At 64.2% G+C, this 25,559-nt stretch carries 23 protein-coding genes and 4 tRNA genes; all 27 read right to left on the bottom strand.

Annotated elements, in window-relative coordinates:
* Positions 1 to 10 precede the first annotated feature (10 nt).
* Positions 11 to 343, bottom strand: coding sequence for a 50S ribosomal protein L22 (rplV, locus tag GRB96_RS01820; RefSeq protein WP_010626471.1), 333 nt, complete (start codon positions 341 to 343; stop codon positions 11 to 13).
* Between the two features lie 18 nt (positions 344 to 361).
* Positions 362 to 637 carry a 30S ribosomal protein S19 gene (gene rpsS / locus GRB96_RS01815; protein WP_084286553.1) on the bottom strand — a complete coding sequence of 92 codons (276 nt, stop codon included), beginning with the start codon at positions 635 to 637 and terminating at the stop codon, positions 362 to 364.
* A gap of 22 nt (positions 638 to 659) precedes the next feature.
* On the bottom strand, positions 660 to 1,487 hold the full coding sequence (gene rplB / locus GRB96_RS01810; protein ID WP_161430179.1) for a 50S ribosomal protein L2: 828 nt from the start codon (positions 1,485 to 1,487) through the stop codon (positions 660 to 662).
* A gap of 17 nt (positions 1,488 to 1,504) precedes the next feature.
* Positions 1,505 to 1,801 (bottom strand): 50S ribosomal protein L23, encoded by a 297-nt coding sequence (gene rplW / locus GRB96_RS01805; RefSeq protein WP_027962352.1) that lies wholly within the window; start codon positions 1,799 to 1,801, stop codon positions 1,505 to 1,507.
* Positions 1,798 to 2,403, bottom strand: a complete 606-nt coding sequence (gene rplD / locus GRB96_RS01800) for a 50S ribosomal protein L4 (RefSeq protein WP_161430178.1) — start codon at positions 2,401 to 2,403, stop codon at positions 1,798 to 1,800. The genes rplW and rplD overlap by 4 nt, the downstream gene beginning before the upstream one ends.
* 14 nt (positions 2,404 to 2,417) lie before the next feature.
* Entirely contained in the window at positions 2,418 to 3,056 is a 639-nt protein-coding gene (gene rplC, locus GRB96_RS01795) for a 50S ribosomal protein L3 (protein ID WP_161430177.1), read from the bottom strand.
* Positions 3,057 to 3,204: 148 nt separating this feature from the next.
* Positions 3,205 to 3,516 (bottom strand): 30S ribosomal protein S10, encoded by a 312-nt coding sequence (gene rpsJ / locus GRB96_RS01790; RefSeq protein WP_021819602.1) that lies wholly within the window; start codon positions 3,514 to 3,516, stop codon positions 3,205 to 3,207.
* Positions 3,517 to 3,678: 162 nt separating this feature from the next.
* Positions 3,679 to 4,872 (bottom strand): elongation factor Tu, encoded by a 1,194-nt coding sequence (tuf, locus tag GRB96_RS01785; RefSeq protein ID WP_161430176.1) that lies wholly within the window; start codon positions 4,870 to 4,872, stop codon positions 3,679 to 3,681.
* 29 nt (positions 4,873 to 4,901) lie between these two features.
* A complete protein-coding gene (fusA, locus tag GRB96_RS01780) occupies positions 4,902 to 7,022 on the bottom strand; it encodes an elongation factor G (protein WP_161430175.1) in 2,121 nt (706 codons plus the stop codon).
* A 43-nt stretch (positions 7,023 to 7,065) separates the two neighbouring features.
* Entirely contained in the window at positions 7,066 to 7,536 is a 471-nt protein-coding gene (gene rpsG, locus GRB96_RS01775) for a 30S ribosomal protein S7 (RefSeq protein ID WP_161430174.1), read from the bottom strand.
* Positions 7,537 to 7,666: 130 nt separating this feature from the next.
* On the bottom strand, positions 7,667 to 8,041 hold the full coding sequence (rpsL, locus tag GRB96_RS01770; RefSeq protein ID WP_161430173.1) for a 30S ribosomal protein S12: 375 nt from the start codon (positions 8,039 to 8,041) through the stop codon (positions 7,667 to 7,669).
* Between the two features lie 181 nt (positions 8,042 to 8,222).
* Positions 8,223 to 12,440, bottom strand: coding sequence for a DNA-directed RNA polymerase subunit beta' (rpoC, locus tag GRB96_RS01765; RefSeq protein ID WP_161430172.1), 4,218 nt, complete (start codon positions 12,438 to 12,440; stop codon positions 8,223 to 8,225).
* An 85-nt stretch (positions 12,441 to 12,525) separates the two neighbouring features.
* Positions 12,526 to 16,605 carry a DNA-directed RNA polymerase subunit beta gene (gene rpoB / locus GRB96_RS01760; protein ID WP_161430171.1) on the bottom strand — a complete coding sequence of 1,360 codons (4,080 nt, stop codon included), beginning with the start codon at positions 16,603 to 16,605 and terminating at the stop codon, positions 12,526 to 12,528.
* A gap of 235 nt (positions 16,606 to 16,840) precedes the next feature.
* The gene (gene rplL / locus GRB96_RS01755) at positions 16,841 to 17,212 is read right to left on the bottom strand and encodes a 50S ribosomal protein L7/L12 (RefSeq protein WP_161430170.1); all 372 of its coding nucleotides are present in this window, start codon (positions 17,210 to 17,212) and stop codon (positions 16,841 to 16,843) included.
* 89 nt (positions 17,213 to 17,301) lie between these two features.
* The gene (gene rplJ / locus GRB96_RS01750) at positions 17,302 to 17,805 is read right to left on the bottom strand and encodes a 50S ribosomal protein L10 (RefSeq protein ID WP_161430169.1); all 504 of its coding nucleotides are present in this window, start codon (positions 17,803 to 17,805) and stop codon (positions 17,302 to 17,304) included.
* A 273-nt stretch (positions 17,806 to 18,078) separates the two neighbouring features.
* Positions 18,079 to 18,771, bottom strand: coding sequence for a 50S ribosomal protein L1 (gene rplA, locus GRB96_RS01745; RefSeq protein ID WP_161430168.1), 693 nt, complete (start codon positions 18,769 to 18,771; stop codon positions 18,079 to 18,081).
* Between the two features lie 2 nt (positions 18,772 to 18,773).
* Positions 18,774 to 19,205: a 50S ribosomal protein L11 gene (gene rplK, locus GRB96_RS01740; protein ID WP_132044070.1), complete on the bottom strand. Its 432-nt coding sequence runs from the start codon at positions 19,203 to 19,205 to the stop codon at positions 18,774 to 18,776.
* 84 nt (positions 19,206 to 19,289) lie between these two features.
* Positions 19,290 to 19,823 (bottom strand): transcription termination/antitermination protein NusG, encoded by a 534-nt coding sequence (gene nusG, locus GRB96_RS01735; protein ID WP_161430167.1) that lies wholly within the window; start codon positions 19,821 to 19,823, stop codon positions 19,290 to 19,292.
* A gap of 8 nt (positions 19,824 to 19,831) precedes the next feature.
* Entirely contained in the window at positions 19,832 to 20,200 is a 369-nt protein-coding gene (gene secE, locus GRB96_RS01730) for a preprotein translocase subunit SecE (RefSeq protein WP_161430166.1), read from the bottom strand.
* Positions 20,201 to 20,272: 72 nt separating this feature from the next.
* Positions 20,273 to 20,348: transfer RNA gene (locus tag GRB96_RS01725), tRNA-Trp, on the bottom strand.
* A 149-nt stretch (positions 20,349 to 20,497) separates the two neighbouring features.
* Positions 20,498 to 20,572: transfer RNA gene (locus GRB96_RS01720), tRNA-Thr, on the bottom strand.
* A gap of 23 nt (positions 20,573 to 20,595) precedes the next feature.
* Positions 20,596 to 20,669 (bottom strand) — tRNA-Gly (locus GRB96_RS01715).
* Between the two features lie 51 nt (positions 20,670 to 20,720).
* Positions 20,721 to 20,804 (bottom strand) — tRNA-Tyr (locus tag GRB96_RS01710).
* A gap of 122 nt (positions 20,805 to 20,926) precedes the next feature.
* Positions 20,927 to 21,766: a type III pantothenate kinase gene (locus GRB96_RS01705; protein WP_161430165.1), complete on the bottom strand. Its 840-nt coding sequence runs from the start codon at positions 21,764 to 21,766 to the stop codon at positions 20,927 to 20,929.
* On the bottom strand, positions 21,763 to 22,746 hold the full coding sequence (locus GRB96_RS01700; protein ID WP_161430164.1) for a biotin--[acetyl-CoA-carboxylase] ligase: 984 nt from the start codon (positions 22,744 to 22,746) through the stop codon (positions 21,763 to 21,765). Before GRB96_RS01700 ends, GRB96_RS01705 begins: the two co-directional genes overlap by 4 nt.
* Positions 22,747 to 22,963: 217 nt before the next feature.
* The gene (gene istB / locus GRB96_RS01695) at positions 22,964 to 23,737 is read right to left on the bottom strand and encodes an IS21-like element helper ATPase IstB (RefSeq protein ID WP_161430163.1); all 774 of its coding nucleotides are present in this window, start codon (positions 23,735 to 23,737) and stop codon (positions 22,964 to 22,966) included.
* Positions 23,730 to 25,253: an IS21 family transposase gene (gene istA / locus GRB96_RS01690; protein ID WP_161430162.1), complete on the bottom strand. Its 1,524-nt coding sequence runs from the start codon at positions 25,251 to 25,253 to the stop codon at positions 23,730 to 23,732. Before istA ends, istB begins: the two co-directional genes overlap by 8 nt.
* Positions 25,254 to 25,559: the final 306 nt, after the last annotated feature.

The raw sequence follows: 25,559 nt of genomic DNA, 5'->3' as shown, positions 1-25,559 counted from the left end.
TGGTCGACTCCTACTTCTCGGCTACCTTGACGGTGATGTGGCAGGTGCGCTTCAAGATACGATCCGCGCGCCCCTTGGCACGCGGCTTGATACGCTTGAGCGTCATGCCCTCATCGACGCAGATGGTCGAGACACGCAGCTCGTCGATATCCATGCCGTTATTTTCTTCCGCATTCGCGATGGCGGACTGCAGCACCTTCTTGACCAGCTTGGCAGCCTTCTTCGGTGAGAAGGTCAGCAGGTCCAGTGCCTCGGCGACCGGTTTACCGCGCACCTGGTCAGCCACCAAACGGGCCTTCTGGGCGGATAAACGAGCGCCACGCAGCTTAGCTGTGACTTCCATCTCTCAATCCTCTCTGGCTTACCGTTTGGCTTTCTTGTCCGCCGCATGACCGCGATAAAGGCGGGTAGCAGCGAATTCGCCCAGCTTGTGGCCAACCATTTCCTCGGAGACGTGCACCGGGACGTGCTGGCGACCGTTATGGACCGCAATGGTGAGCCCGACCATGTTGGGCAGGATCATGGAGCGACGCGACCAGGTCTTGATCGGTTTGCGGTCGCTCTTCTCCACTGCAGCCTCAACCTTCTTCAACAGATGAAGGTCAATAAAGGGACCTTTCTTCAGTGAACGTGGCACAGCCGTTACCTCTTAAAGTGTGTTACTTGGCCTTGCGGCGACGAACGATCAGCTTGTCGGTGCGCTTGTTCTTGCGGGTCTTGTGGCCCTTGGTGGGGATACCCCACGGAGACACCGGATGACGACCACCGCTGGTGCGGCCTTCACCGCCACCGTGCGGGTGATCCACCGGGTTCATGGCCACGCCGCGAACGGTCGGACGCACACCTTTCCAGCGCTTCGCACCGGCCTTGCCAAGCTGACGCAGGCTGTGCTCTGAATTGCCCACTTCCCCCAGGGTCGCGCGGCACTCGCTGAGCACCTTGCGCATCTCGCCGGAGCGCAGGCGCAGGGTAGCGTAGTTGCCTTCACGGGCGACCAGCTGGGCGCTGGTACCGGCGCTGCGAGCGATCTGGGCGCCCTTGCCGGGCTTGAGCTCGATGCAGTGCACGGTGGAACCCAGCGGGATGTTACGCAGCGGAAGCGCATTGCCCTTCTTGATCGCCGCGTTGACGCCGGACTCAAGACGGTCGCCTGCACTCACGCCCTTGGGGGCAATGATGTAGCGGCGCTCGCCGTCCAGGTACTTGAGCAGCGCGATGTTGGCGCTGCGGTTCGGATCGTACTCAAGACGCTCGACGATGGCCGGAACGCCATCCTTGGTGCGCTTGAAGTCGATGATCCGGTAGTGCTGACGGTGACCACCGCCCACGTGGCGGGTGGTGATGCGACCGTTGTTGTTACGTCCACCGCTGCGCGACTGCTTCTCGAGCAGGGGCGCATAGGGAGCACCCTTGTGCAGCTCGTCGTTCACGACCTTGACAAGGTGGCGACGACCGGCGGATGTGGGTTTGGTCTTGACGATTGCCATTATCCGTACTCCTGCCCTTATTCGGCGCCAGAGAAGTCTTCAAGGGTCTCGCCGGCGGCCAGCGTAACGTAGGCCTTGCGATACCCCTTGCGGTGACCCAGACCCTGCGCGGTGCGCTTGGTCTTGCCCTTGACGTTCAACGCCTGAACGCGGTCGACCTTCTTGCCGAACAGGGCCTCGACGGCCTTCTTGATCTCGGGCTTGGTCGCGTCGCCGGCCACCTTGAACACGTACTGGTTGCGTTCGGCAGCCATGGCGGCCTTTTCGGTCACGTGCGGACCGAGCAGCACCTTGAATACACGCTCCTGGTTCATGCCAGCTTCTCCTCGAATTTACGCAGGGCGGAGACGGTGGCCAGCACCTTGTCGAAGGCGACCAGGCTCACCGGATCGGCGGCGGCCACATCGACCACATCCACGTTGGGGATGTTGCGGGCGGCCAGGTAGAGCTTCTCGTCGACTTCCTCGGTGACGATCAGCACCTTGTCCAGGCCCAGCTCGTTGAGTTTGGCGACCAGCTGCTTGGTCTTGGGAGCGTCGACGGTGATCTCCTCGACGGCCACCAGACGATCCTGACGCACCAGCTCGGAGAGGATGGAGCGCATCGCCGCGCGGTACATCTTGCGGTTGACCTTCTGGGTGTAGTCCTGGGGACGAGCCGCAAAGGTCACGCCGCCGCTGCGCCACAGCGGAGAGCGGATGGTGCCGGCGCGAGCGCGACCGGTGCCCTTCTGACGCCACGGCTTCTTGCCGCCGCCACGCACGTCGGAGCGGTTCTTCTGAGCGCGAGTACCCTGACGACCACCGGCCAGATAGGCGGTGACGACCTGGTGCACGAGCGCCTCATTGAATTCTTTGCCAAAGGTGGCGTCGGACACATCGACGGTGCCGGCGCCGGCAGCAAGATTCAGATTCATCGGTAAGTTCCCCTTCAGCCAGCTTTCACGGCGCTGCGCACGATGACGTCACTGCCAGTGGCACCGGGCACGGCGCCCTTGACCAGCAGCAGGTTACGTTCGGCATCGACGCGGACGACTTCGAGACTCTGGACGGTGCAACGCACGTTGCCCATCTGGCCGGCCATCTTCTTGCCCTTGAACACTCGTCCAGGGGTCTGGCACATGCCGATGGAACCCGGCGCGCGGTGCGACAGGGAGTTACCGTGGCTGTTGTCCTGGGTGCGGAAGTTCCAGCGCTTGACTGCGCCCTGGAAGCCCTTGCCCTTGGAGCTGCCGGTCACATCGATAATCTGACCAGCTTCGAAGAGGGATACGGTGAGTTCGCCGCCCACTTCCGGAGCCTCGTCGCCTTCTGTCAGGCGGAACTCCATCAGTGAACGACCGGCCTCGATACCTGCCTTGGCGAACTGCCCAGCCTGGGCCTTCGACAGGTGCTTGGCCTTGCGGGAGCCGGTTGTGACCTGAACCGCTGCGTAGCCGTCGCTCTCGACGGTCTTGACGCGAGTGACGCGGTTAGGCTCAACCTCGATCACGGTCACGGGCACGGAGGCGCCATCTTCGGTGAAGACACGGGTCATCCCGGCCTTCTTGCCGACTAAACCGATAGTCATTCTCAGTCTCCTATAGTGTACGGGGCTATCACCCGCTATGGCTGCCCTTTCCAGAGCATTCCACTAGCACGTTGTGTGGCGCCTCACGGCGCGGCGGCTGCTGCTCGAACGGCTTGCCGAGCGCTGGGCCGCGTGTCTAGTGTAAAAATCAGTCGAGCTTGATCTGCACGTCCACGCCGGCGGCGAGATCGAGCTTCATCAGGGCATCGACGGTCTTCTCCGTCGGCTCGACGATATCGAGCACGCGCTTGTGCGTGCGGATCTCGTACTGGTCGCGCGCGTCCTTGTTGACGTGCGGCGAGATCAGCACGGTGTAGCGCTCGCGGTTGGTCGGCAGAGGAATCGGACCACGAACCTGGGCGCCGGTACGCTTGGCGGTTTCGACAATCTCCGCGGCGGACTGGTCGATCAGGCGATGGTCGAAGGCCTTCAACCGAATGCGAATCTTCTGGTTCTGCATTTGCCCTAACTCCAATGGATTCTGACGGCGCGAGCCGTCAACCCACGCATTCAAAGGATGCGCATTATAGGCACGCCGGCGACGAGAGTCAAACACTCGTTACCGGTGCGCAGAAGGGGGCTCCTCGCGGAGCCCCCTTCGATCGTTCAAGCAGCGAAACGCTTACTCGATGATCTTGGCCACGACGCCGGCGCCGACGGTGCGGCCGCCTTCGCGGATGGCGAAGCGCAGGCCATCATCCATGGCGATCGGCGCGATCAGGGTGACAACCATCTTGACGTTGTCGCCCGGCATGACCATCTCGACGCCTTCCGGCAGTTCACAGGTACCGGTGATGTCGGTGGTACGGAAGTAGAACTGCGGACGGTAGCCCTTGAAGAACGGAGTGTGACGACCACCCTCGTCCTTGCTCAGCACGTACACCTCGGCCTCGAACTTGGTGTGCGGGGTGATGGTGCCCGGCTTGGCCAGGACCTGACCACGCTCGACGTCGTCACGCTTGGTGCCACGCAGCAGGGCGCCGACGTTCTCACCGGCACGACCTTCGTCGAGCAGCTTGCGGAACATCTCGACGCCGGTGACGACGGTCTTGACGGTGTCCTTGATACCGACGATCTCGACTTCCTCGCCAGCCTTGACGATGCCGCGCTCGACACGACCGGTAACCACGGTGCCGCGACCGGAGATGGAGAACACGTCCTCGATCGGCATCAGGAACGGCTGATCGATGGCACGCTCCGGCTCCGGGATGTAGTCGTCCAGGGCCTTGATCAGGTTGGCAACGGCGGTGGTACCCATGCCGTTGTCGTCCTTGCCTTCCAGGGCCATCAGGGCGGAACCGGTGATGATCGGGGTGTCGTCGCCCGGGAAGTCGTACTCGTCGAGGAGCTCACGAACTTCCATCTCGACCAGCTCGAGCAGCTCTTCGTCGTCGACCATGTCGGCCTTGTTCAGGAACACGACGATGTACGGCACGCCGACCTGACGCGACAGCAGGATGTGCTCGCGGGTCTGCGGCATGGGGCCGTCGGCGGCGGACACGACCAGGATAGCGCCGTCCATCTGGGCAGCACCGGTGATCATGTTCTTGACGTAGTCGGCGTGTCCCGGGCAGTCGACGTGGGCGTAGTGACGCGTCTCGGACTGGTACTCCACGTGGGAGGTGGCGATGGTGATACCACGCTCACGCTCTTCCGGAGCGTTATCGATGGCGTCGAACTCGCTCCAGTCGCCACCGAACACCTCGGCGGAGACACGGGTCAGGGCCGCAGTCAGAGTGGTCTTGCCGTGGTCGACGTGACCGATGGTGCCGACGTTGACGTGCGGTTTGGAACGCTCAAATTTTTCCTTAGCCACTGCTATAACCTCTTTACGTTAGCTAACGGTTAACCGTTTTGGTTGATGACGGCTTCAACGACGCTGGACGGCGCCTCTTCGTAATCCGCAAACTCCATGACGTAGCTTGCGCGTCCCTGGGTCTGAGAACGCAGATCGGTCGCGTAACCGAACATCTCAGCCAACGGAACCCTGGCGCGGATGATCTTGCCCATGGACGAGTCATCCATGCCTGATACCAGACCGCGACGGCGGTTCAGGTCGCCCATGACATCACCCATGAAGTCCTCGGGAGTCACGACCTCGACCTTCATCACCGGCTCGAGCAGTACCGCCTTGGCCTTCTTGGCGCCTTCCTTGACCGCCATGGAAGAAGCGACCTTGAACGCGGTCTCGTTGGAGTCCACGTCGTGGTAGGAACCATCGTACAGCGTAACCTTGACGTCGATCATCGGGTAGCCCGCGATGACACCGTTCTGCAGCTGCTCGTAGGCCCCTTTCTCGACGGCCGGCACGTATTCCTTGGGAACCACGCCGCCGACGATTTCTGAAGCGAATTTGAAGTGCATGTCTTCATCTTCGCCCTTGTCTTCCGCGGTGAGCGGCTCGATGCGCAGCCAGACGTGGCCGTACTGGCCGCGACCACCGGACTGGCGCACGAACTTGCCTTCCTGCTCCACCTTGCCGCGAATGGTCTCGCGGTAGGCCACCTGCGGCTTGCCGATGTTGGCCTCGACCTTGAACTCGCGACGCATGCGGTCGACGAGGATATCGAGGTGCAACTCGCCCATGCCGGAGATGATCGTCTGCCCGGTCTCCTCGTCGGTGCGCACCTGGAAGGAGGGATCTTCCTGGGCCAGCTTGCCCAGTGCGACACCCATCTTCTCCTGGTCGGCCTTGGACTTCGGCTCGACGGCCACGGAGATGACCGGATCCGGGAACTCCATGCGCTCGAGAACGATCTTGTCGTTCAGGTCGCACAGGGTGTCACCGGTGGTGACGTCCTTGAGGCCGATACAGGCGGCGATATCGCCGGCGCGCACTTCCTTGATCTCCTCGCGGGAGTTGGCGTGCATCTGGACGATACGACCCACACGCTCCTTCTTCTGCTTGACGGAGTTGTAGACGCTGTCGCCGGAGTTGAGGACGCCGGAGTAGACGCGGATGAAGGTCAGGGTGCCGACGAAGGGGTCGGTGGCGATCTTGAACGCCAGGGCAGCGAAGGGAGCGCTATCGTCCGCCTCGCGGGTCTCGATAGTGCCTTCCTTGTCGTCCAGCTCACCCTCGATGGCCTTGACCTCGGTGGGCGACGGCAGGTACTCGACCACGGCGTCCAGTACGGCCTGCACGCCCTTGTTCTTGAACGCGGAGCCACAGGTGACCAGCACGATCTCGTTGTCGAGGGTACGACGACGCAGACCGGCCTTGATCTCTTCCTTGGTGAGCTCACCGCCCTCGAGGTACTTGTCCATCAGCTCTTCGGAGGCTTCGGCGGCGGCCTCGACCATCTCCTCGCGGTACTTCTCCGCGGTCTCCTGAAGCTCGGCGGGAATATCGACCAGGTCATAGGTGGCACCGAGGTCGGCCTCGTTCCACAGGATGGCCTTCATCTCGATCAGGTCGATGACGCCCTTGAAGTCTTCCTCGGTGCCCCAGTTGATCTGGATCGGCACGGCGTTGGCACCCAGGCGATCCTTGAGCTGGTCGACGACCATGAAGAAGTCGGCACCGGTGCGGTCCATCTTGTTGACGAACACCATGCGCGGGACTTCGTACTTGTTGGCCTGACGCCAGACGGTCTCGGTCTGCGGCTGCACACCGGAAGAGCCACACAGCACCACTACCGCACCGTCGAGTACGCGCAGCGAGCGCTCCACCTCGATGGTGAAGTCGACGTGTCCGGGGGTGTCGATGATGTTGACGCGGTGCTCATCGAACTGGTGGTTCATGCCCTTCCAGAAGGTGGTCACGGCAGCGGAGGTGATGGTGATACCACGCTCCTGCTCCTGCTCCATCCAGTCGGTGGTGGAGGCACCTTCGTGGGTCTCGCCCAGCTTGTGGTTGATACCGGTGTAGAACAGCACGCGCTCGGTCGTGGTGGTCTTGCCGGCATCGACGTGGGCGACGATCCCGATGTTGCGATAGCGTTTTAGCGGAGTTTTGCGAGCCACGGTGGAACTCCCCGTTGGTTGGCGATGCGTTTGGAAGCGCTGATCAGAACCGGTAGTGAGAGAAGGCCTTGTTGGCTTCTGCCATACGGTGCACGTCTTCACGCTTCTTGACCGCAGAACCCTTGCCCTCGGCGGCGTCGAGCATCTCGCCGGCGAGACGCAGCACCATGGTCTTCTCACCACGGCGACGCGCCGCATCGGCCAGCCAACGCATGGCCAGCGCCTGACGGCGCGACGGGCGCACCTCGACCGGCACCTGATAGGTCGCACCGCCAACGCGGCGAGACTTCACCTCGACCATGGGCTGGATGCTTTCCAGCGCCTTGTCGAAGATCTCCAGCGGCTCTTCGTTACTGCGCTCGGCAACCCTGTCCAGCGCACCATAGACGATGCGCTCAGCTACGGACTTCTTGCCGCCGATCATCAGGTGGTTCATGAACTTCGCCAGGCGCTCGCTTCCGAACTTGGGATCCGGCAGGATCTCGCGCTTGGCCGCAACTCTTCTTCTAGGCATGATAAGCCCTCTGTTGAAGGGTCCTTCAGGTAAACCCGGGACTCCCGCACACTCCTCTCGAAGCCGCGACGCCCGACCTTACTCTTATCAGACCGGTATCAATTGGTGGTCTAATCGCGATCCGGGCCGATCAGGCCTTGGGACGCTTGGCACCGTACTTGGAACGGCCCTGCTTACGGTTCTGAACGCCGGAGGTGTCCAGGGCGCCACGCACGGTGTGATAACGCACACCGGGAAGGTCCTTGACTCGACCGCCGCGGATCAGCACCACGGAGTGCTCCTGGAGGTTGTGACCCTCACCACCGATGTACGAGGAGACCTCGTAGCCGTTGGTCAGACGAACACGGCACACCTTACGCAGTGCGGAGTTCGGCTTCTTAGGGGTGGTCGTGTAGACGCGGGTGCAGACGCCGCGCTTCTGCGGGCAGGCCTGCAGCGCCGGCACGTCACTCTTGGTGACGGGGCGCTTGCGCGGCTTGCGCACCAGCTGATTGATCGTTGCCATCTATTGCTCCAATGGGTTGCCTTGGCGGAAGCGAGGTAGCCGCTCGCTTTCCTGTACTGCGCTGCCTCACCAGCGGGTGCGGGCGCACCCGCCCCACTGTTAAAGGCTGCGCATTCTACTGGCTGACGCCCCCGACCGTCAAGCCCGACCGCCATGGCGGCCGGACCCGGGTCGGTGGATGTCAGATCTCGTCGTCGTCCGAGTCCAGCGCGGTGAGCTGGGCGCCCAGCTCCTGCTCGACATCGTGGGCCGAGGGCGCGGCGGGCTCCACCACGCCATCGCGCCGGCGGCGCCGCTCGGCGTGGTGGGTCAGGCCGGTACCGGCCGGGATCAGACGTCCCACCACCACGTTTTCCTTCAGGCCGCGCAGGTAGTCGCGCTTGCCGGTCACCGCCGCCTCGGTCAGCACTCGCGTGGTCTCCTGGAAGGAGGCCGCGGAGATGAACGACTCGGTGGCCAGGCTGGCCTTGGTGATACCCAGCAGCACGCGCTGGTACTTGGCCGGGAACTTCTCTTCCTTCTCGAGGCGCGCATTCTGCTCGAGCACGCGGACCAGCTCGGCCTGGTCGCCGGGAATGAAGTCGGAATCACCGGCATCGGTGATCTCCACCTTGCGCAGCATCTGACGCACGATCACCTCGATGTGCTTGTCGTTGATGCCCACGCCCTGGAGGCGGTAGACCTCCTGGATCTCGGCGCTGATGTACTTGGCCAGCTCCTCCACACCCAGCAGACGCAGGATATCGTGGGGGTTGCTGGGGCCATCGGAGATGACCTCGCCCTTCTCCACCGACTCACCCTCGAAGACGGCGATCTGACGCCACTTCGGGATCAGCGCCTCGTAGGGGTCGCCGTCCTGCGGGGTGATGGTCAGGCGACGCTTGCCCTTGGTCTCCTTGCCGAAGCTGATCACGCCGCTGATCTCGGCGAGGATCGACGGTTCCTTGGGCTTGCGCGCCTCGAACAGGTCGGCAACCCGCGGCAGACCACCGGTGATGTCCTTGTTGCCGGACGCCTCCACCGGGATGCGTGCGACCACCTCACCGACACCGATCTTCGCGCCGTTGTCGGCGGTGACGATCGACTTGCCGGGCAGCGGGTACTGTACCGGGGTGTCGGAGCCGGTGACGGTGACCGGCTGGCCGGTCTCGTCGTTGAGCAGGATCATCGGGCGCTTGTCGCGACCGGCCATGGGACGCGCCGCCGCCTCGATCACCTCGATGGAGGAGAGGCCAGTCATCTCGTCCACGCTGCGGTGGATGGTGACGCCCTCGTCCATGTCGGCGTACTGCACGGCACCCTCGGCCTCGGCGACGATGGGGTGGGTGTGCGGGTCCCACTTGGCCACCGCCTGGCCGGCCTCGACGCTGTCGCCGTCGCGCACGGAGAGCTCCGCGCCGTAGGGCAGCTTGTAGTACTCGCGCTCACGACCATGGTCGTCGGCGACGGCCAGGGCGCTGGAGCGGGAAACCACCACCAGCTTGCCGTCGGCGCGCTCCACGTACTTGATGTTGTGCAGACGCACCTTGCCGCCGTGCTTGACCTGGACGCTGTCCACCGCGGAGGCCCGCGAGGCCGCACCACCGATGTGGAAGGTCCGCATGGTCAGCTGGGTACCCGGCTCACCGATGGACTGGGCGGCGATGACGCCCACGGACTCGCCGATGTTGACCTCGTGGCCACGCGCCAGGTCGCGGCCGTAGCAGGCCGAACAGACGCCATGGGCGGTCTGGCAGCTGATCGCGCTGCGCACCACGATCTCGTCGACGCCCATGGTGTCGAGCTCGGCGCACCACTTCTCGTCGAGCAGCGTGCCGCGCGGAATCAGCACCTCGTCGCTGGCCGGGTCGATGACGTCCTGGGCGACCACACGACCCAGCACGCGCTGGGCCAAGGAGACGATGATATCGCCGCCCTCGATGACCGGGTGCAGGGTCAGGCCACGCTCGGTGCCGCAGTCCTTCTCGGTGATCACCATGTCCTGGGCCACGTCGACCAGGCGACGGGTCAGGTAACCGGAGTTGGCGGTCTTGAGTGCCGTGTCCGCTAGACCCTTACGGGCACCGTGGGTGGAGATGAAGTACTGGAGTACGTTCAGGCCCTCACGGAAGTTGGCGACGATCGGCGTCTCGATGATCGAGCCATCCGGCTTGGCCATCAGGCCACGCATGCCGGCCAGCTGACGGATCTGGGCGGCGCTACCCCGGGCACCGGAGTCGGCCATGATGAACACGCTGTTGAAGGAGTCCTGTTCGACCTCCTTGCCTTCGCGGTCGACCACGGTCTCCTTGGAGATGCCCGCCATCATCGCCTTGGCCACCTTGTCGTTGGCCTTGGACCAGATGTCGATCACCTTGTTGTACTTCTCGCCGGCGGTGACGAGGCCCGAGGAGAACTGGTCCTCGATCTCCTTCACCTCCTCCTCGGCACCCTCGACGATCTCGGCCTTGGCGTCCGGGATGACGAAGTCGTTGACGCCGATGGAGGCGCCGGACCAGGTGGCCAGGCGGAAGCCGGTGTACATCAGCTGGTCGGCAAAGATCACCGTCGGCTTGAGGCCGGCGCGGCGATACACCTCGTTGAGCAGGCCCGAGATCGCCTTCTTCTTCATCGGCTGGTCGACCAGCTCGAAGGGCACGCCCTCCGGCAGGATGCGGAACAGCAGCGCACGACCCACGGTGGTGTCGCGCAGCACGCGCTGGTGGGTCTTCTCGCCGCTCTCCTCGTCGATCAGCACCTCGTCCAGGCGCACCTTGATGCGGGCATGCAGCGCCACATGCTGGGTGTTGAAGGCACGCTCCACCTCGTTGAGGTCGGAGAACACCATGCCCTCGCCCTTGGCGTTGATCTTCTCGCGGGTCATGTAGTAGAGACCCAGCACCACGTCCTGGGAGGGCACGATGATCGGCTCGCCGTTGGCCGGCGACAGCACGTTGTTGGTCGCCATCATCAGCGTGCGCGCCTCGAGCTGGGCCTCCAGGGTCAGCGGCACGTGGACCGCCATCTGGTCACCGTCGAAGTCGGCGTTGTAGGCGGCACACACCAGCGGGTGCAGCTGGATCGCCTTGCCCTCGATCAGCAGCGGCTCGAAGGCCTGGATGCCGAGGCGGTGCAGGGTCGGGGCGCGGTTGAGCAGCACCGGGTGCTCGCGGATGACGTCGGCGAGGATGTCCCACACCTCCGCCGTCTCGCGCTCGACCATCTTCTTGGCGGCCTTGATCGTGGAGGCATGCCCCAGCGACTGCAGCTTGGAGTAGATGAACGGCTTGAACAGCTCCAGCGCCATCTTCTTGGGCAGGCCGCACTGGTGCAGGCGCAGGGTCGGGCCCACGGTGATGACCGAGCGGCCGGAGTAGTCGACGCGCTTGCCCAGCAGGTTCTGGCGGAAGCGACCCTGCTTGCCCTTGATCATGTCGGCCAGGGACTTCAACGGGCGCTTGTTGGAGCCGGTGATGGCCCGGCCGCGACGGCCGTTGTCCAGCAGTGCATCCACCGCCTCCTGCAGCATGCGCTTCTCGTTGCGCACGATGATGTCGGGCGCATTGAGGTCGAGCAGCCGCTTGAGGCGGTTGTTGCGGTTGATCACACGACGGTAGAGGTCGTTGAGATCCGAGGTGGCGAAGCGGCCACCGTCCAGCGGCACCAGCGGACGCAGGTCCGGCGGCAGTACCGGCAGCACCTCCATGACCATCCACGCCGGGTCGTTGCCGGAGCCCTGGAAGGCCTCCAGCAGCTTGAGCCGCTTGGAGAGCTTCTTGATCTTGGTCTCGGAGTTGGTCTGCGGGATCTCCTCGCGCAGGCGCTCGATCTCCTCGAGCATGTCGATGTCCTTGAGCAGCGCCTGGACCGCCTCGGCACCCATGCGGGCGTCGAAGTCGTCACCGAACTCCTCGAGGGCCTCGAAGTACTGCTCGTCGTTGAGCAGCTGGCCACGCTCCAGCGTGGTCATGCCCGGATCGATGACCACGAAGCTCTCGAAGTAGAGCACGCGCTCGATATCACGCAGGGTCATGTCCAGGAACATGCCGATGCGCGAGGGCAGCGACTTCAGGAACCAGATATGGGCGACCGGGCTTGCCAGCTCGATGTGGCCCATGCGCTCGCGACGCACGGCGGCCTTGGTCACCTCGACGCCGCACTTCTCGCAGATGATCCCACGGTGCTTCATGCGCTTGTACTTGCCGCACAGGCACTCGTAGTCCTTCACCGGGCCGAAGATCTTGGCGCAGAAAAGGCCGTCCCGCTCCGGCTTGAAGGTACGGTAGTTGATGGTCTCGGGCTTCTTGACCTCGCCGAACGACCAGGAGCGGATCATGTCCGGGGACGCCAGGGTAATCTTGATCGCGTCGAACTCGTCGGACTGAGACTGCGATTTGAGGACTTTCACCAAATCTTTCATGGGGTCGGCTCCGCTGCGGAGTTGTCATGGGCGGGGGCACTGCTGCCGCCCCCGCGGACCGTCATAATGTGAAGCGTCGGCCGCCTCAGCTCTCGAGCTCGATGTCGATGCCCAGCGAGCGGATCTCCTTCACCAGCACGTTGAAGGATTCCGGCATGCCCGCCTGCATGGCGTGGTCGCCATCCACGATGTTCTTGTACATCTTGGTGCGACCCTCCACGTCGTCGGACTTGACGGTGAGCATCTCCTGGAGGGTGTAGGCGGCGCCGTACGCCTCCAGGGCCCAGACCTCCATCTCACCGAAGCGCTGACCACCGAACTGCGCCTTGCCGCCCAGCGGCTGCTGGGTGACCAGCGAGTAGGAGCCGGTGGAGCGCGCGTGCATCTTGTCGTCCACCAGGTGGTTGAGCTTGAGCATGTACATGTAGCCGACGGTCACCGGACGATCGAAGGCGTCACCGGTACGGCCGTCGTAGAGCGTCATCTGACCGGAATCCGGCAGCTCGGCCAGCCGCAGCAGGTGCTTGATCTCGTGCTCGTCGGCACCATCGAACACCGGCGTGGACATCGGCACGCCCGCCTTCAGGTTCTTGGCCAGGGCGATCACCTCGTCATCGGAGAGCGACTCGAGCTCCTCGACACGGGTGCCCGGGGTGGAGTTGTAGACCTGCCCCAGGAAGTCGCGGATCTCGGCCACCTGCTGTTCGCGGGCATCGCGCAGCAGGCCGTCGATCTTGCGACCCAGCCCCCAGGCGGCGAGGCCCAGGTGGGTCTCCAGTATCTGCCCCACGTTCATGCGCGACGGCACGCCCAGCGGGTTCAACACCACGTCCACCGGCTCACCCTGGTCGTCGAAGGGCATGTCCTCAATGGGCATGATCGCCGAGATGACACCCTTGTTACCGTGGCGGCCGGCCATCTTGTCGCCCGGCTGCAGGCGACGCTTCACCGCCATGTAGACCTTGACGATCTTGAGCACGCCGGGCGCCAGGTCGTCGCCCTGGGTCAGCTTGCGCTTCTTGTCCTCGAAGCGCTCGTCCATCTCCTTGCGACGCGTCTCCAGCTGCTCGTCGGCCTGGGCCAGCAGCTCGTTGAGGGCCTCGTCCTGCAGGCGCAGCTTGAACCACTGCTGACGCGGCAGCTCCTCGAGGTAGCTCGTGGAGAGCACATCACCCTTCTTGAGCTGGGGCCCGCCGTTGACGGCCTGGCCGCTCAGGGTCCGCTTGAGGCGCTCGAAGGTGGCGTCCTCGGCGATGCGGTAGGTCTCCTGGAGGTCCTTGCGGACCTCGTCGAGCTGCATCTGCTCGATGGAGAGCGCACGCGAGTCCTTCTCCACGCCGTCGCGGGTGAACACCTGGACGTCGATGACGGTACCCTTCATGCCGGTGGGGGCACGCAGGGAGGTGTCCTTAACGTCGCTGGCCTTCTCGCCGAAGATGGCGCGCAGCAGCTTCTCTTCCGGCGTCAGCTGGGTCTCACCCTTGGGCGTGACCTTGCCGACCAGGATATCGCCCGGACCGACCTCGGCACCGATGTAGACCACACCGGCCTCATCCAGCTTGGAGAGCGCCGACTCGCCCACGTTGGGGATGTCGGAGGTGATCTCCTCCGGCCCCAGCTTGGTGTCGCGGGAGACGCAGGTCAGCTCCTGGATATGGATGGTGGTGAAACGGTCCTCCTGGACGACCCGCTCGGAGAGCAGGATGGAGTCCTCGAAGTTGTAGCCGTTCCACGGCATGAAGGCGATGCGCATGTTCTGGCCCAGGGCCAGGTCGCCCATGTCCACCGAAGGACCGTCGGCCAGGATGTCGCCACGGGCCACGGAGTCGCCGGGACGCACGATCGGACGCTGGTTCTGACAGGTGTTCTGGTTGGAGCGCACGTACTTGGTGAGGTTGTAGATATCAACGCCGGCCTCGCCGCCGATGATCTCGTCCTCGTTGATGCGCACCACGATGCGCTTGGCATCCACGGAGTCGATCACGCCGCCACGACGTGCCACGGCGCAGACGCCGGAGTCGCGGGCCACGAAACGCTCCATGCCGGTGCCGACCAGCGGCTTGTCGGCGCGCAGGGTGGGTACCGCCTGACGCTGCATGTTGGCACCCATCAGGGCGCGGTTGGCGTCATCGTGCTCGAGGAACGGGATCAGCGCCGCGGCCACGGAGACCACCTGGCGCGGCGAGACGTCCATCAGCGTCACCTGCTCGGGACGCATGAAGGTGGTCTCGCCCTTGTGACGCACCTGCACCAGGTCATCGATCAGCTGGCCGGCCTCGTCCACGGTGGCGGAGGCCTGGGCGATGACGAAGTCGCCCTCCTCGATGGCCGAGAGGTGGACCACATCGTCGGTCACCTTGCGATCCACGACCTTGCGGTACGGCGTCTCGAGGAAGCCGTAGCTGTTGGTGTGGCTGTAGGTGGCCAGGGAGTTGATCAGGCCGATGTTGGGACCTTCCGGGGTCTCGATCGGGCACAGACGGCCGTAGTGGGTGACGTGGACGTCACGCACCTCGAAGCCGGCCCGCTCACGGGTCAGGCCGCCCGGGCCGAGCGCGGAGACGCGGCGCTTGTGGGTGACCTCGGAGAGCGGGTTGTTCTGGTCCATGAACTGGGAGAGCTGGCTGGAACCGAAGAACTCCTTGACCGCCGCGGCGACGGGCTTGGCGTTGATCAGGTCCTGGGGCATCAGGCCCTCGCTCTCGGCCATGGAGAGACGCTCCTTGACCGCACGCTCGACGCGCACCAGGCCGACACGGAACTGGTTCTCGGCCATCTCGCCCACGCAGCGGATACGACGGTTGCCCAGGTGGTCGATATCGTCCACCTCGCCGTAGCCGTTACGGATGTAGATCAGCTCCTTGAGCACGTCGAGGATATCGCGACGGTCGAGCACGCCGGCACCGGTGTCGCTGTCGCGACGCAGGCGGCGGTTGAACTTCATGCGACCGACGCCGGAGAGGTCGTAGCGGTCCTCGCTGAAGAACAGGTTGTTGAACAGGGTCTCGGCGGCCTCCTTGGTGGGCGGCTCGCCGGGACGCATCATGCGGTAGATCTCGACCAGCGCCTCGAGCTGGGAACCGGTGGTATCTAGCTTCAGGGTATCGGAGACGAAGGGCCCGCAATCGAGGTCGTTGGTGTAGAGGGTCTCGAGGCTGGTGATACCGGCCTGACCGACGCGCTCGAGCAGCTCCGGGGTGATCTCGGTGTTGCAGGGGCAGATCAGCTCGCCGGTGTTGGGATCGACCTGGTCCTTGGCCAGGGTCTTGCCGAACAGGTACTCCATCGGCACCTCGAGACGCTCGAGGCCGACCTTCTCCAGCTGGCGGATATGCTTCTGGGTGATGCGACGCCCTTCCTCGACGATGATGCCACCATCGGCATCCTTGATGTCGAAGGTGGCGGTCTCGCCGCGCAGGCGTGACGGCACCAGCTCCACAGAGAAGCCGTTCTTCTCGATGTGGAAGGTGCTGGTCGCGAAGAACTCGTCGAGAACTTCCTCGGCGCTCATGCCCAGTGCGCGCAGCAGCACCGTGGCCGGCAGCTTGCGGCGACGGTCGATACGGACGAAGACGTTGTCCTTCGGATCGAACTCGAAGTCGAGCCAGGAGCCACGGTAGGGGATCACCCGGGCGGAGTAGAGCAGCTTGCCTGAGGAGTGGCTCTTGCCCTTGTCATGGTCGAAGAACACGCCGGGCGAACGATGCAGCTGGGAGACGATGACACGCTCGGTACCGTTAACCACGAAGGTACCGTTCTCGGTCATCAGGGGGATCTCCCCCATGTAGACTTCCTGCTCCTTGATGTCCTTGATCGCCTTGTTGGATGACTCCTTGTCATAGATGATCAGGCGAACCTTGACGCGCAGGGGAGCCGAGTAGGTGACGCCACGCAGCTGGCACTCCTTGACGTCGAAGGCCGGAGTGCCGAAGCGGTAGCTGACGTACTCCAGGGCGGCATTGCCGGAGAAGCTCTCGATCGGGAACACCGACCGGAAGGCGGCGTGAAGGCCGACCTCGAGACGCTCCTCGGGCGCACGGTCCTGCTGGAGGAAGTCGTAATAGGAATCAAGCTGGATCGCCAGCAGGTAGGGCACATCCATCACTTGGGGCAGTTTGCCGAAATCCTTGCGGATGCGTTTTTTCTCAGTGTATGAGTAAGCCATCTGTATTCCCCAGCTTGTTCACCATGGGTGACCGATGCGTGGTCGGCGCCACCCGACGGGATGCGGCTCCGTCAGGCGATGAAGGCAAGCGCCTCGAGGGTCGCTCGCCTTCTGGAATTCGGCTGGCCGGGCTGCCGTGGCAGCGGCCAGTGACAACAGAAAAAGGCCGGCAGCGGGTGTCCCGCCACCAGCCGTGGAAGCTTACGCAGCGCGTGAAGCCATGTCGCTCAAGGACTTACTTGAGCTCCACGCCCGCGCCGGCTTCTTCCAGCTTGGCCTTGGCCGCTTCTGCGTCTTCCTTGGACATGCCTTCCTTGATGGTCGCCGGCGCGCCGTCGACGGCACCCTTGGCTTCCTTCAGGCCCAGGCCGGTGATCTCGCGGACAACCTTGATCACGTTGACCTTCTTGTCGCCGGCGCTGGTCAGCACCAGGTCGAACTCGGTCTGCTCTTCGGCAGCGGCTTCACCACCGGCAGCCGGGCCGGCCACGACGGCGGCAGCGGCAGACACGCCGAACTTCTCTTCCATGGCCTCGATCAGCTCGACCACTTCCATGACGGACATGTCGGAGACGGCGTTGATGATGTCTTCTTTGGTCAGTGCCATTGTCACGTTTCCTAACTTTGCGGGAGTCGAACTTGAGCGTCGACTCGGGATTCAATATTCGATTCAGGCTGCCTGCAGGAGTTCGCCGTTCAGGCGGCTTCTTCCTGCTTCTGGTCGCGCAGGGCGGCCAGGGTACGGACCAGCTTGCCGGCGGATGCCTCTTTCATGACGGACATCAGCTTGGCAATCGCCTCGTCGTAGGTCGGCAGCGTCGCCAGACGGTCGAGATCGGTGGCCGGGATCAGCTCACCTTCGTAGGCCAGCGCCTTGACCTCGAAGTTCTTCTCCTCCTTGGCGAACTCCTTGAACAGGCGGGCAGCGGCGCCCGGGTGCTCATAGGAGAAGGCCAGCAGGGTCGGACCCGAGAAGGTCTCGTCCAGGATCTCCCAGGGAGTTCCGGACAGGGCGCGGCGTGCCAGGGTGTTGCGGACAACACGGATCTGGACGCCATTCTCGCGGGCCTGCTTGCGCAGGTCGGTCATCTTGCTGACCGTAACGCCGCGAGAATCGGCAACTACGACGGAGAGAGCATCCTTGGCCGCTTCACTGACCTCGGCAACAATCGCCTTCTTGCCTTCGAGTGCTAGTGGCACAGTGATCACTCCTTCGTGCCGGAACCTCGCGATGAGGGTTCCGGTGGTTACCATCTCTTCCGACCGCCCGAGGGCGAGCCGGAAGTCCTGGGTGATGGTGCTCACCAGAAGCCTGGCGGCAACACCATCTGCGCAGGCCAGCCCCGAAGGGATGATTAAGCCGCCCTTCCGAAGAGAGGCGGCGCCTGCGGTCTTTGACGGTGCCCCGCCGGCGAGTCGTGACTCGACACGGGGACCGCAAAGTTACTGCTAGTTGCTCGACCCGCTGACCGGTCAGACCAGGCCAGAGTGGTCGATGGTCACACCCGGGCCCATGGTCGTGGACAGGGTGACCTTCTTGAAATAGATGCCCTTGGAGGTGCTCGGCTTGAGCTTCTTCAGGTCGGCGACCAGTGCATCCAGGTTGCCCTGAATGGCGGAAGCGTCGAAGTCGACCTTGCCAAGGGTGGTATGGATGATGCCGTTCTTGTCGGTACGGAAGCGCACCTGACCGGCCTTGGCGTTCTTGACCGCGGTGGCGACGTCCGGAGTCACGGTGCCGACCTTGGGGTTCGGCATCAGGCCGCGCGGACCGAGGATCTGACCCAGCTGGCCGACGACGCGCATGGCGTCCGGCGAGGCGATCACCACGTCGAAGTCGAGCTGGCCCTTCTTGACCTGCTCGGCCAGATCGTCCATGCCGACGATATCGGCACCGGCTTCCTTGGCGGCGTCGGCGTTGGCACCCTGGGTGAACACGGCGACGCGAACGTCCTTGCCGGTGCCGTTGGGCATCACGGTCGCACCGCGAACCACCTGGTCGGATTTCCGCGGATCGACGCCCAGGTTGATGGCGACGTCCAGGGACTCCTTGAACTTGACCGTGGACAGCTCGGCGAGCAGGGCCACGGCTTCCTCGAGAGAGTAGACCTTGGTGGAGTCGACCTTCTCGCTAATCATCTGTGCGCGCTTGGACAGCTTGGCCATGATCAGAGACCCTCCACGTTCAGGCCCATGCTGCGGGCACTACCGGCAATGGTACGCACCGCGGCGTCGAGATCGGCAGCCGTCAGATCCGGCTCCTTGGTCTTGGCGATCTCTTCGAGCTGCTCACGGGTCACGGTACCGACCTTGTTCTTGTTCGGCTCACCGGAGCCGGACTTGATACCAGCCGCCTTCTTCAGCAGGACCGCCGCGGGCGGGGTCTTGGTGATGAAGGTGAAGCTGCGGTCGGAATAGACGGTGATCACCACGGGAGTGGGCAGACCCGGCTCGATCTCCTGGGTCGCGGCGTTGAACGCCTTGCAGAACTCCATGATGTTCACGCCGTGCTGACCCAGCGCGGGGCCCACGGGGGGACTCGGGTTAGCCTTACCAGCTGCGACCTGCAGCTTGATGTAAGCCTGTACTTTCTTGGCCATGATAGGACTCCAGTTGGGTAATAACGCCTTGCGGCTCCCCGGTGTTGCGGCCGCCGCAGCGGCCCTGCCTGCATCGGTCGAGCGTTACTCTTTCTCGACCTGAGCGAATTCCAGTTCGACAGGTGTCGAGCGCCCGAAGATCAGCACACTGACCTGAACGCGACTCTTGTCGTAGTTGACCTCCTCGACGACGCCGTTGAAGTCGGCGAAGGGGCCATCGATGACGCGCACCGACTGACCCGGCTCGAACAGGGTCTTGGGCTTGGGCTTGTCGGTCCCATCCTGGACACGGCGCAGGATGGCGTCAGCCTCTTTCTGGGTGATGGGCGCCGGCTTCTCCTTGGTACCACCGATGAACCCCATCACGCGGGGGGTCTCGTTGACCAGGTGCCAGGTCTCGTCGTCCATCTCCATCTCGACCAGCACATAGCCGGGATAGAACTTGCGCTCGCTCTTGCGGCGCTTGCCGTCACGCATCTCGACGACTTCCTCGGTCGGCACCAGGATCTCGCCGAAGCGATCCTCCATGCCATACATCTTCACGCGCTCCTTGAGGGAGCGCATGACATGCTTCTCGAAGCCGGAGTAGGCGTGAACGACATACCAACGCTTGGACATGGGGGCTCCTAACCGATAACGCCGGACATCGCCCAGCCAAGAAGGGTGTCGATCAGCCACAGCATCAGGCCGACCACCAGCACGGCGACCAGCACGATGACCGTGGTCTGGATGGTCTCGGGCCGAGTCGGCCATACCACGCGCTGAATCTCTTTCTTGGCGGCACGGGCCAGTTCGGCGAGTTCGCGGCCCTTGGTAGTGGTAAACGCCACCACAGCGGCCAGCGCACTCAGCGCCACGACACCCAGCACACGGTAGAGCAGGGCCTGATCGGCAAAGTAGGTGTTGCCTACCACGGCCAGGACCAGCAGAGTGACGACAACCGCCCACTTGAGCCCGTCGTGGCGCGACTCCTGCACCTCGGCGTTATGTTTCATGAAAACGAGACTCCTCAGGGCGCGGCAATCGAAACGTGAAATCTTCTGGGAACGCACCAGCCTGGGGAAGGCTGGCAGGCCAGGAGGGAATCGAACCCCCAACCTGCGGTTTTGGAGACCGCTGCTCTGCCAATTGAGCTACTGGCCTGTATCTGCCTTGCTCCGCCCTTTGCAGGCGGCCTTCAACAGCGGGCGCCATCATAGCGAAAGCCGCTTCGCCTGGCAACCCCTCTCGCCACCATGATCGACCCAGCGGCGAGAAAGAGAAAAGGCGAGCCTAGGCTCGCCTTTTCAATGTGGAGCTCATGGACGGATTTGAACCGTCGACCTCACCCTTACCAAGGGTGTGCTCTACCCCTGAGCTACATGAGCCTAACCTGTGCATCCTGAGATGCTGGAGCGGGCAGCGGGGATCGAACCCGCATCATCAGCTTGGAAGGCTGAGGTTCTACCATTGAACTATGCCCGCCTACCCACTCATTGCGACCCCGATGATAAATCGATCATCGCGATCTGATTCTGGTGGAGGGGGAAGGATTCGAACCTTCGAAGCTTTCGCGGCAGATTTACAGTCTGCTCCCTTTGGCCACTCGGGAACCCCTCCAACTGGCGGCATATCTTAACACCGCTGCTCCGGTTGTCAAGTCGCTGTTTTATCAGCTTCTTCAGCCTCGAAGGAGCACCACTCGCAGCGCCGCCCTTCGCCTCGGAACGCGGCGCATTGTGTCAAAGCAGCATGGAGAATGCAAGCCCGGCGCGAATCTTTTCCAGTGCCACAGGTGTCGGCACGCGGGGAGCCCCTGCCATTCGCCCTGCCCGCTCAGCGGCAGTCAACGGAAAACTGGCCTCCAACCCCCCGTAGACCATGTCGGACCAGACCGCGTGGGGGACCTGTAGCCCCCGGGAGACGACACGGGCATCACCACCGGTCAGCATCAACGGCAGCGCGACCCCCTCACTGTCGCAGACTTCGGCGTAGACACGATTGATGGCGCTGACCGCCGCCATGTAGATGCCATGATTCACCGCCTCCACCGTCCGTCGGCCGGGAACCAGCAGCTCCTCCGGCTCGCTGTCGGGATCGATAGCCACGTTGCGCGTGCCGAGTTTCAGACTCTCCTTCATCAGGCGTAGCCCCGGCAGGATATACCCCCCCAGGTGGCGACCGCCGGGCAGCACGAAATCGATGGTAATGGCACTGCCGCAATCCACCGCACAGCAGCCTCCCACCAGCTGGTAACCGGCCAGCACCCCCAGCCAGCGATCGACACCCAGCCGCTCGGGCTCTTCATACCCGTTGGTGACACCCAGCGCTTCGGGGCTAGAGCGGGCCACGTGCACGGCACCCACACGCTGACGTAGTAGCTGAACGGTCTCCTCGAGCACGCTGCGTCGCGCCACGCTGGAGATACGCACCGACTCGACCACATCGAGGTTGGGAATATCGGCACCCGGCCGCCACTCCTCCCGGGTCCACACCGCACCACGTGAGCGGATCTCGCTGCTGTCGACATCCTTGAGACGCCACTTGGAGAGGGTATTGCCGATATCGAGATCGAGGATCATGAGCGCACACGCAGGCTGATTTCACCACCCGCCAGGCAGCGACGCCGCCCCTCCTGGGTCACCACCAGGTTGCCGGAGCTATCGACACCGTCGGCCACCGCCACCTCTTGTGCAGCGCCGCTCAGCACATCCACCTCGCGTCCGGCGAAGGCGTGCCGCGCGTTCCAGGCGTCGCGCCAGGGTGCAAAGCCATCGCGTTCGAATTCCGCCACCAGCGGCAGGAGCGCCTCCAGCAGGTCGACCGCCAGGGCATTGCGGGACACGCCGGCAGCCTGATCCTCGATGGCAGCGGCCGGCTGCTCCAGGGTGCTGCGAAAGCTCTCGGGCAGGGAGACATTGATCCCCATGCCGATCACCACTTCGCAGGGACCCGAGGCGTCACCGCTGACCTCTACCAGGATACCCGCCAGCTTGCCGTACCCTCCGTCGGGCAACGCCAGGAGGACGTCGTTGGGCCACTTGAGCAGCGGCGACACCCCATGACTCTCCAGTACCCGGGCCAACACCACCCCCACGGCAAGGCTCAGCCCCTCCAGGGCCGCGATGCCAGACTCCACCCGCCACCCCATGGAGAGCATCAGGCTGCGGCCCCAGGGGGTGGACCAGACGCGTCCACGGCGGCCACGCCCGGCGCTCTGCTGCTCCACCAGGCATACCTCGCCGTGCCCCGCTCCCTGCTCGAAGCGCTCGCGCAGGAAGGCATTGGAGGATGGCAGGGTCTCCTCGACGAAGAGCCGAGTCAGATGAGTGCGCGCCTGGTGCGAGAGGTCCGCGATGATGCGCGGGCCGTCGAGGAGCTCCAGGGGCTCGGCGAGTCGATAGCCCTGTCCCTTGACCGCCTCCATGGTGATCCCCAGGGACTCGAGCTTGCGTAGCTGCTTCCATACCGCAGCACGGGACACGCCGAGCTGTTCACCGAGCTGCTCGCCCGAGTGGAACTCGCCGTCGCCGAGCAGGCGGATGAGGTCACCAATGGTCATGCGTGGGATCCCGGACCGGAAAAGCCCTCATTCTATCGGATGCGGCGCCACCCCGGAAACGTAACTGCCCAGAAACCGCGCCCCGCGGCCCCGTTTCTGCACACCCCGAACGCAAAAAGCCCCGACCATCTCACGATGATCGGGGCTTTTATGCGACGTCAACTACTTTGGCCGCTTGGCGACAATTAAAATGGCCGGTTGGGTGGGGTAGTTGTCGTCAGTCCGACGACCCAGCTTTTCCTCCTTGTAATTGTCGTTGATAAGCACGCTTACGGTAGCTCTCCCCGCTCAGCTCCATCAGCGTGGCGTGGTGCACCAACCGGTCGATGGCAGCCACTGCCATCATGCTGTCGGGGAAGATACTGTCCCAGGCGCTGAACGGCTGGTTGGCGGTGATGATCAGGCTGGCCGACTCGTAGCGATGGGCGATCAGCTCGAACAGCACTGACGTCTCGGCCTCGCTGCGTTGGACGTAGCCGATATCGTCGATCACCAGCACGGCGTACTTGTCGAGCTTGATCAGGGCGTCGCTCAGGCGCAGTGCCTGCTTGGCAGCCTGGAGCTCCTGGACCAGGCTTGAGGCGGTGGCGTAGCGCACCCGGTAGCCCTGGTCGACCAGCGCATGGCCGAGCCCGGCCGCCACGTGGCTCTTGCCGACGCCGGAGGGCCCGAACAGCAGCAGGTTGTGGGCCTGGTCGACCCACTGCGTGTCGCCCGCGAGGGTGCTCAGCTGCCGGCGCTGCTCCGCCGCGATGGCAGCGAACTCAAAGGTCTCCAGCGTTTTGCCCACCGGCAGCCGAGCCTCCTTGAGGTGCCGGGCCAGCCGGCGTCGCTCACGCTCGGCCAGTTCGTGCTCGCACAGGGCGGCCAGCGTTTGTGGCAGGCTCCAGTTCTCGGCCCGGGCGCGGGTCTCCAGCTGGGTCCAGCAGGCGGCCATGGTGGGTAGGCGGAGCTGTCGCAGCAGCAGTGGCAGGGTCTGGGCATCAGGCATGGCAGCGCACCTCCGTGGCCGGCACGCTGGGCACCAGATGGTCGTAGCTGGCGATCTCATGCTGAGTCACCTGGGGGAACGCGATCGTGTGGCTCGGGGTGGCGGCGAAGCGGGCCTGAAGCTCAGCCAGCGTTGGGCTCTTCCCGCGCGCCAGGGCGCCCAGCCAGTAGCGGGCGATCGCCTCGGCCTGGTCCTGCTCGGCGGCCAGCGCCAAGGCGCCGACGATGCGCTTGCAGGCCTCGGCGACCGGCAAGGCGGCGATCAGCCGGGCGTACAGCTCGCGCCAGTCCGCGCTCGGCAACAGGTCGTCGCGGAACGTCAGCCCCGCCAGCGCCCGGGGCTTGCGGACCAGCCAGCCGATCACATGGCGGTAGTCGATGACCCGCAGCCGGCCGCTCTCCGGCGTGGCATGCAGCCGCCTCAGCGTCAGCAATGCTTGCTGTGCGTGATGCAGCACCAAGCGATCGTCGTAGAGGTGTACACGCAGCCGCTCGCCGATCAACCGGGACGGCACCGAGTAGAGCACCTTGCGCACCTGGATAGTGCTGGAGGTGGTGACGCGCACCGTCACCTCGCTGTAGTCGGTACCGGGCCGGCTGGGCAGTGGCTGCAGCGCGCCACGCTCGACGGTGATGCGGGCCGCGTTGCGGCGGTTGATCGCGGCGGCCACCTCATCGAGGAACGCCTGATAGTCATCGAGGCTGGCGAAGTCCTGGGAGCCACGCAGCGCCAGGCGCTGCTGCAGGCGCCGCTTGAAGTGACCATGCGGCGACTCGATGCTGGCGTTTTCATGGCCGCGCCCCGGGTTGTTGCGGGTGGCCGTCATGCCGTAGTGAGCGCACAGGGCGGCATAACGCACGGTGAGGTCGGCTTCCGTCTCCCGGCCCAGGTTGCGGAAGGCCGCCGACAGGCTGTCGGTGCGGTGCTCCGCGGGGACACCGCCAAGACGCTCCAGCGCGCGGGTCAGGCCTTCGGCCAGCGCCGGGTAGCTCTCTCCACCGAGCACCACCCGCACATCACACCAGCCGCTGTAGGCCAAGCGGAAGTGGTAGAGCCGGTGATCAAGCGGCTCCCCTGCCACGGTAATGACGATCCCCTTGAGTTCGGTGAAGTCGGAGAGGCCGCGCAGCCCGGGGCCATGGGTTTGCGGGAACATCACCTCTTTCTCCGGGCCGTGCGCGGCCCGCCAGCCCTTGACCCGGCGCTGCAGGGTGCGCAGCAGGCTGTCCGGATACTGGCCGGGGTGCTGCTCCTGCAGCCACTCCAGCAGGGTCAGTGCCTGCAAGCCCGGGGCAGCGGCCAACTGGGGGATGAGCGTGGTCTCCCACACATCGGCGAAGGGGTCGGATCGGGTTCGCCAGTGCCGTGGTGCCGGCAGCTCAGAGGACTCGGCCCGGCGTTCGAGGCGGCGAGCGGTTCTGACGGAGAGGCCGGCCTTGGCGGCGGCGACCTCCTGGGTCTGGCCTTGTTGGCGTTGCGACATATAGAGCGTGACCTGTTGGCTGGTGACCGCCATACCGGCTCCCTGGTGGGTCGGGACAAGCGGTCAAGCTTAGGGCAACCGGCCACAATAGTTGTCGTCGGCCGGCCAGAGTAATTGTCGCTCTATAGCTTTTCTGAATAAGTGCCTGAGGATGATCCGGCCGGCGCTCCGGGGGCCGGCACTCCGGGACTTTACTCGTCTCATCCTGAGACTCGCCCTTCGGGCCCGCTGAAGCGGTTCCCGTTTGTTCCCGACAAACGGGCCATGGGGAGACCCCTGGAACGACGAAACCCCAGCCATGGGCTGGGGTTTCTGAATAAGTGCCTGACGATGACCTAC

The organism is Halomonas alimentaria (assembly GCF_009902005.1).
GTDB lineage: Bacteria > Pseudomonadota > Gammaproteobacteria > Pseudomonadales > Halomonadaceae > Halomonas > Halomonas alimentaria.
This window is presented reverse-complemented; position numbering and strand designations above follow the sequence as displayed.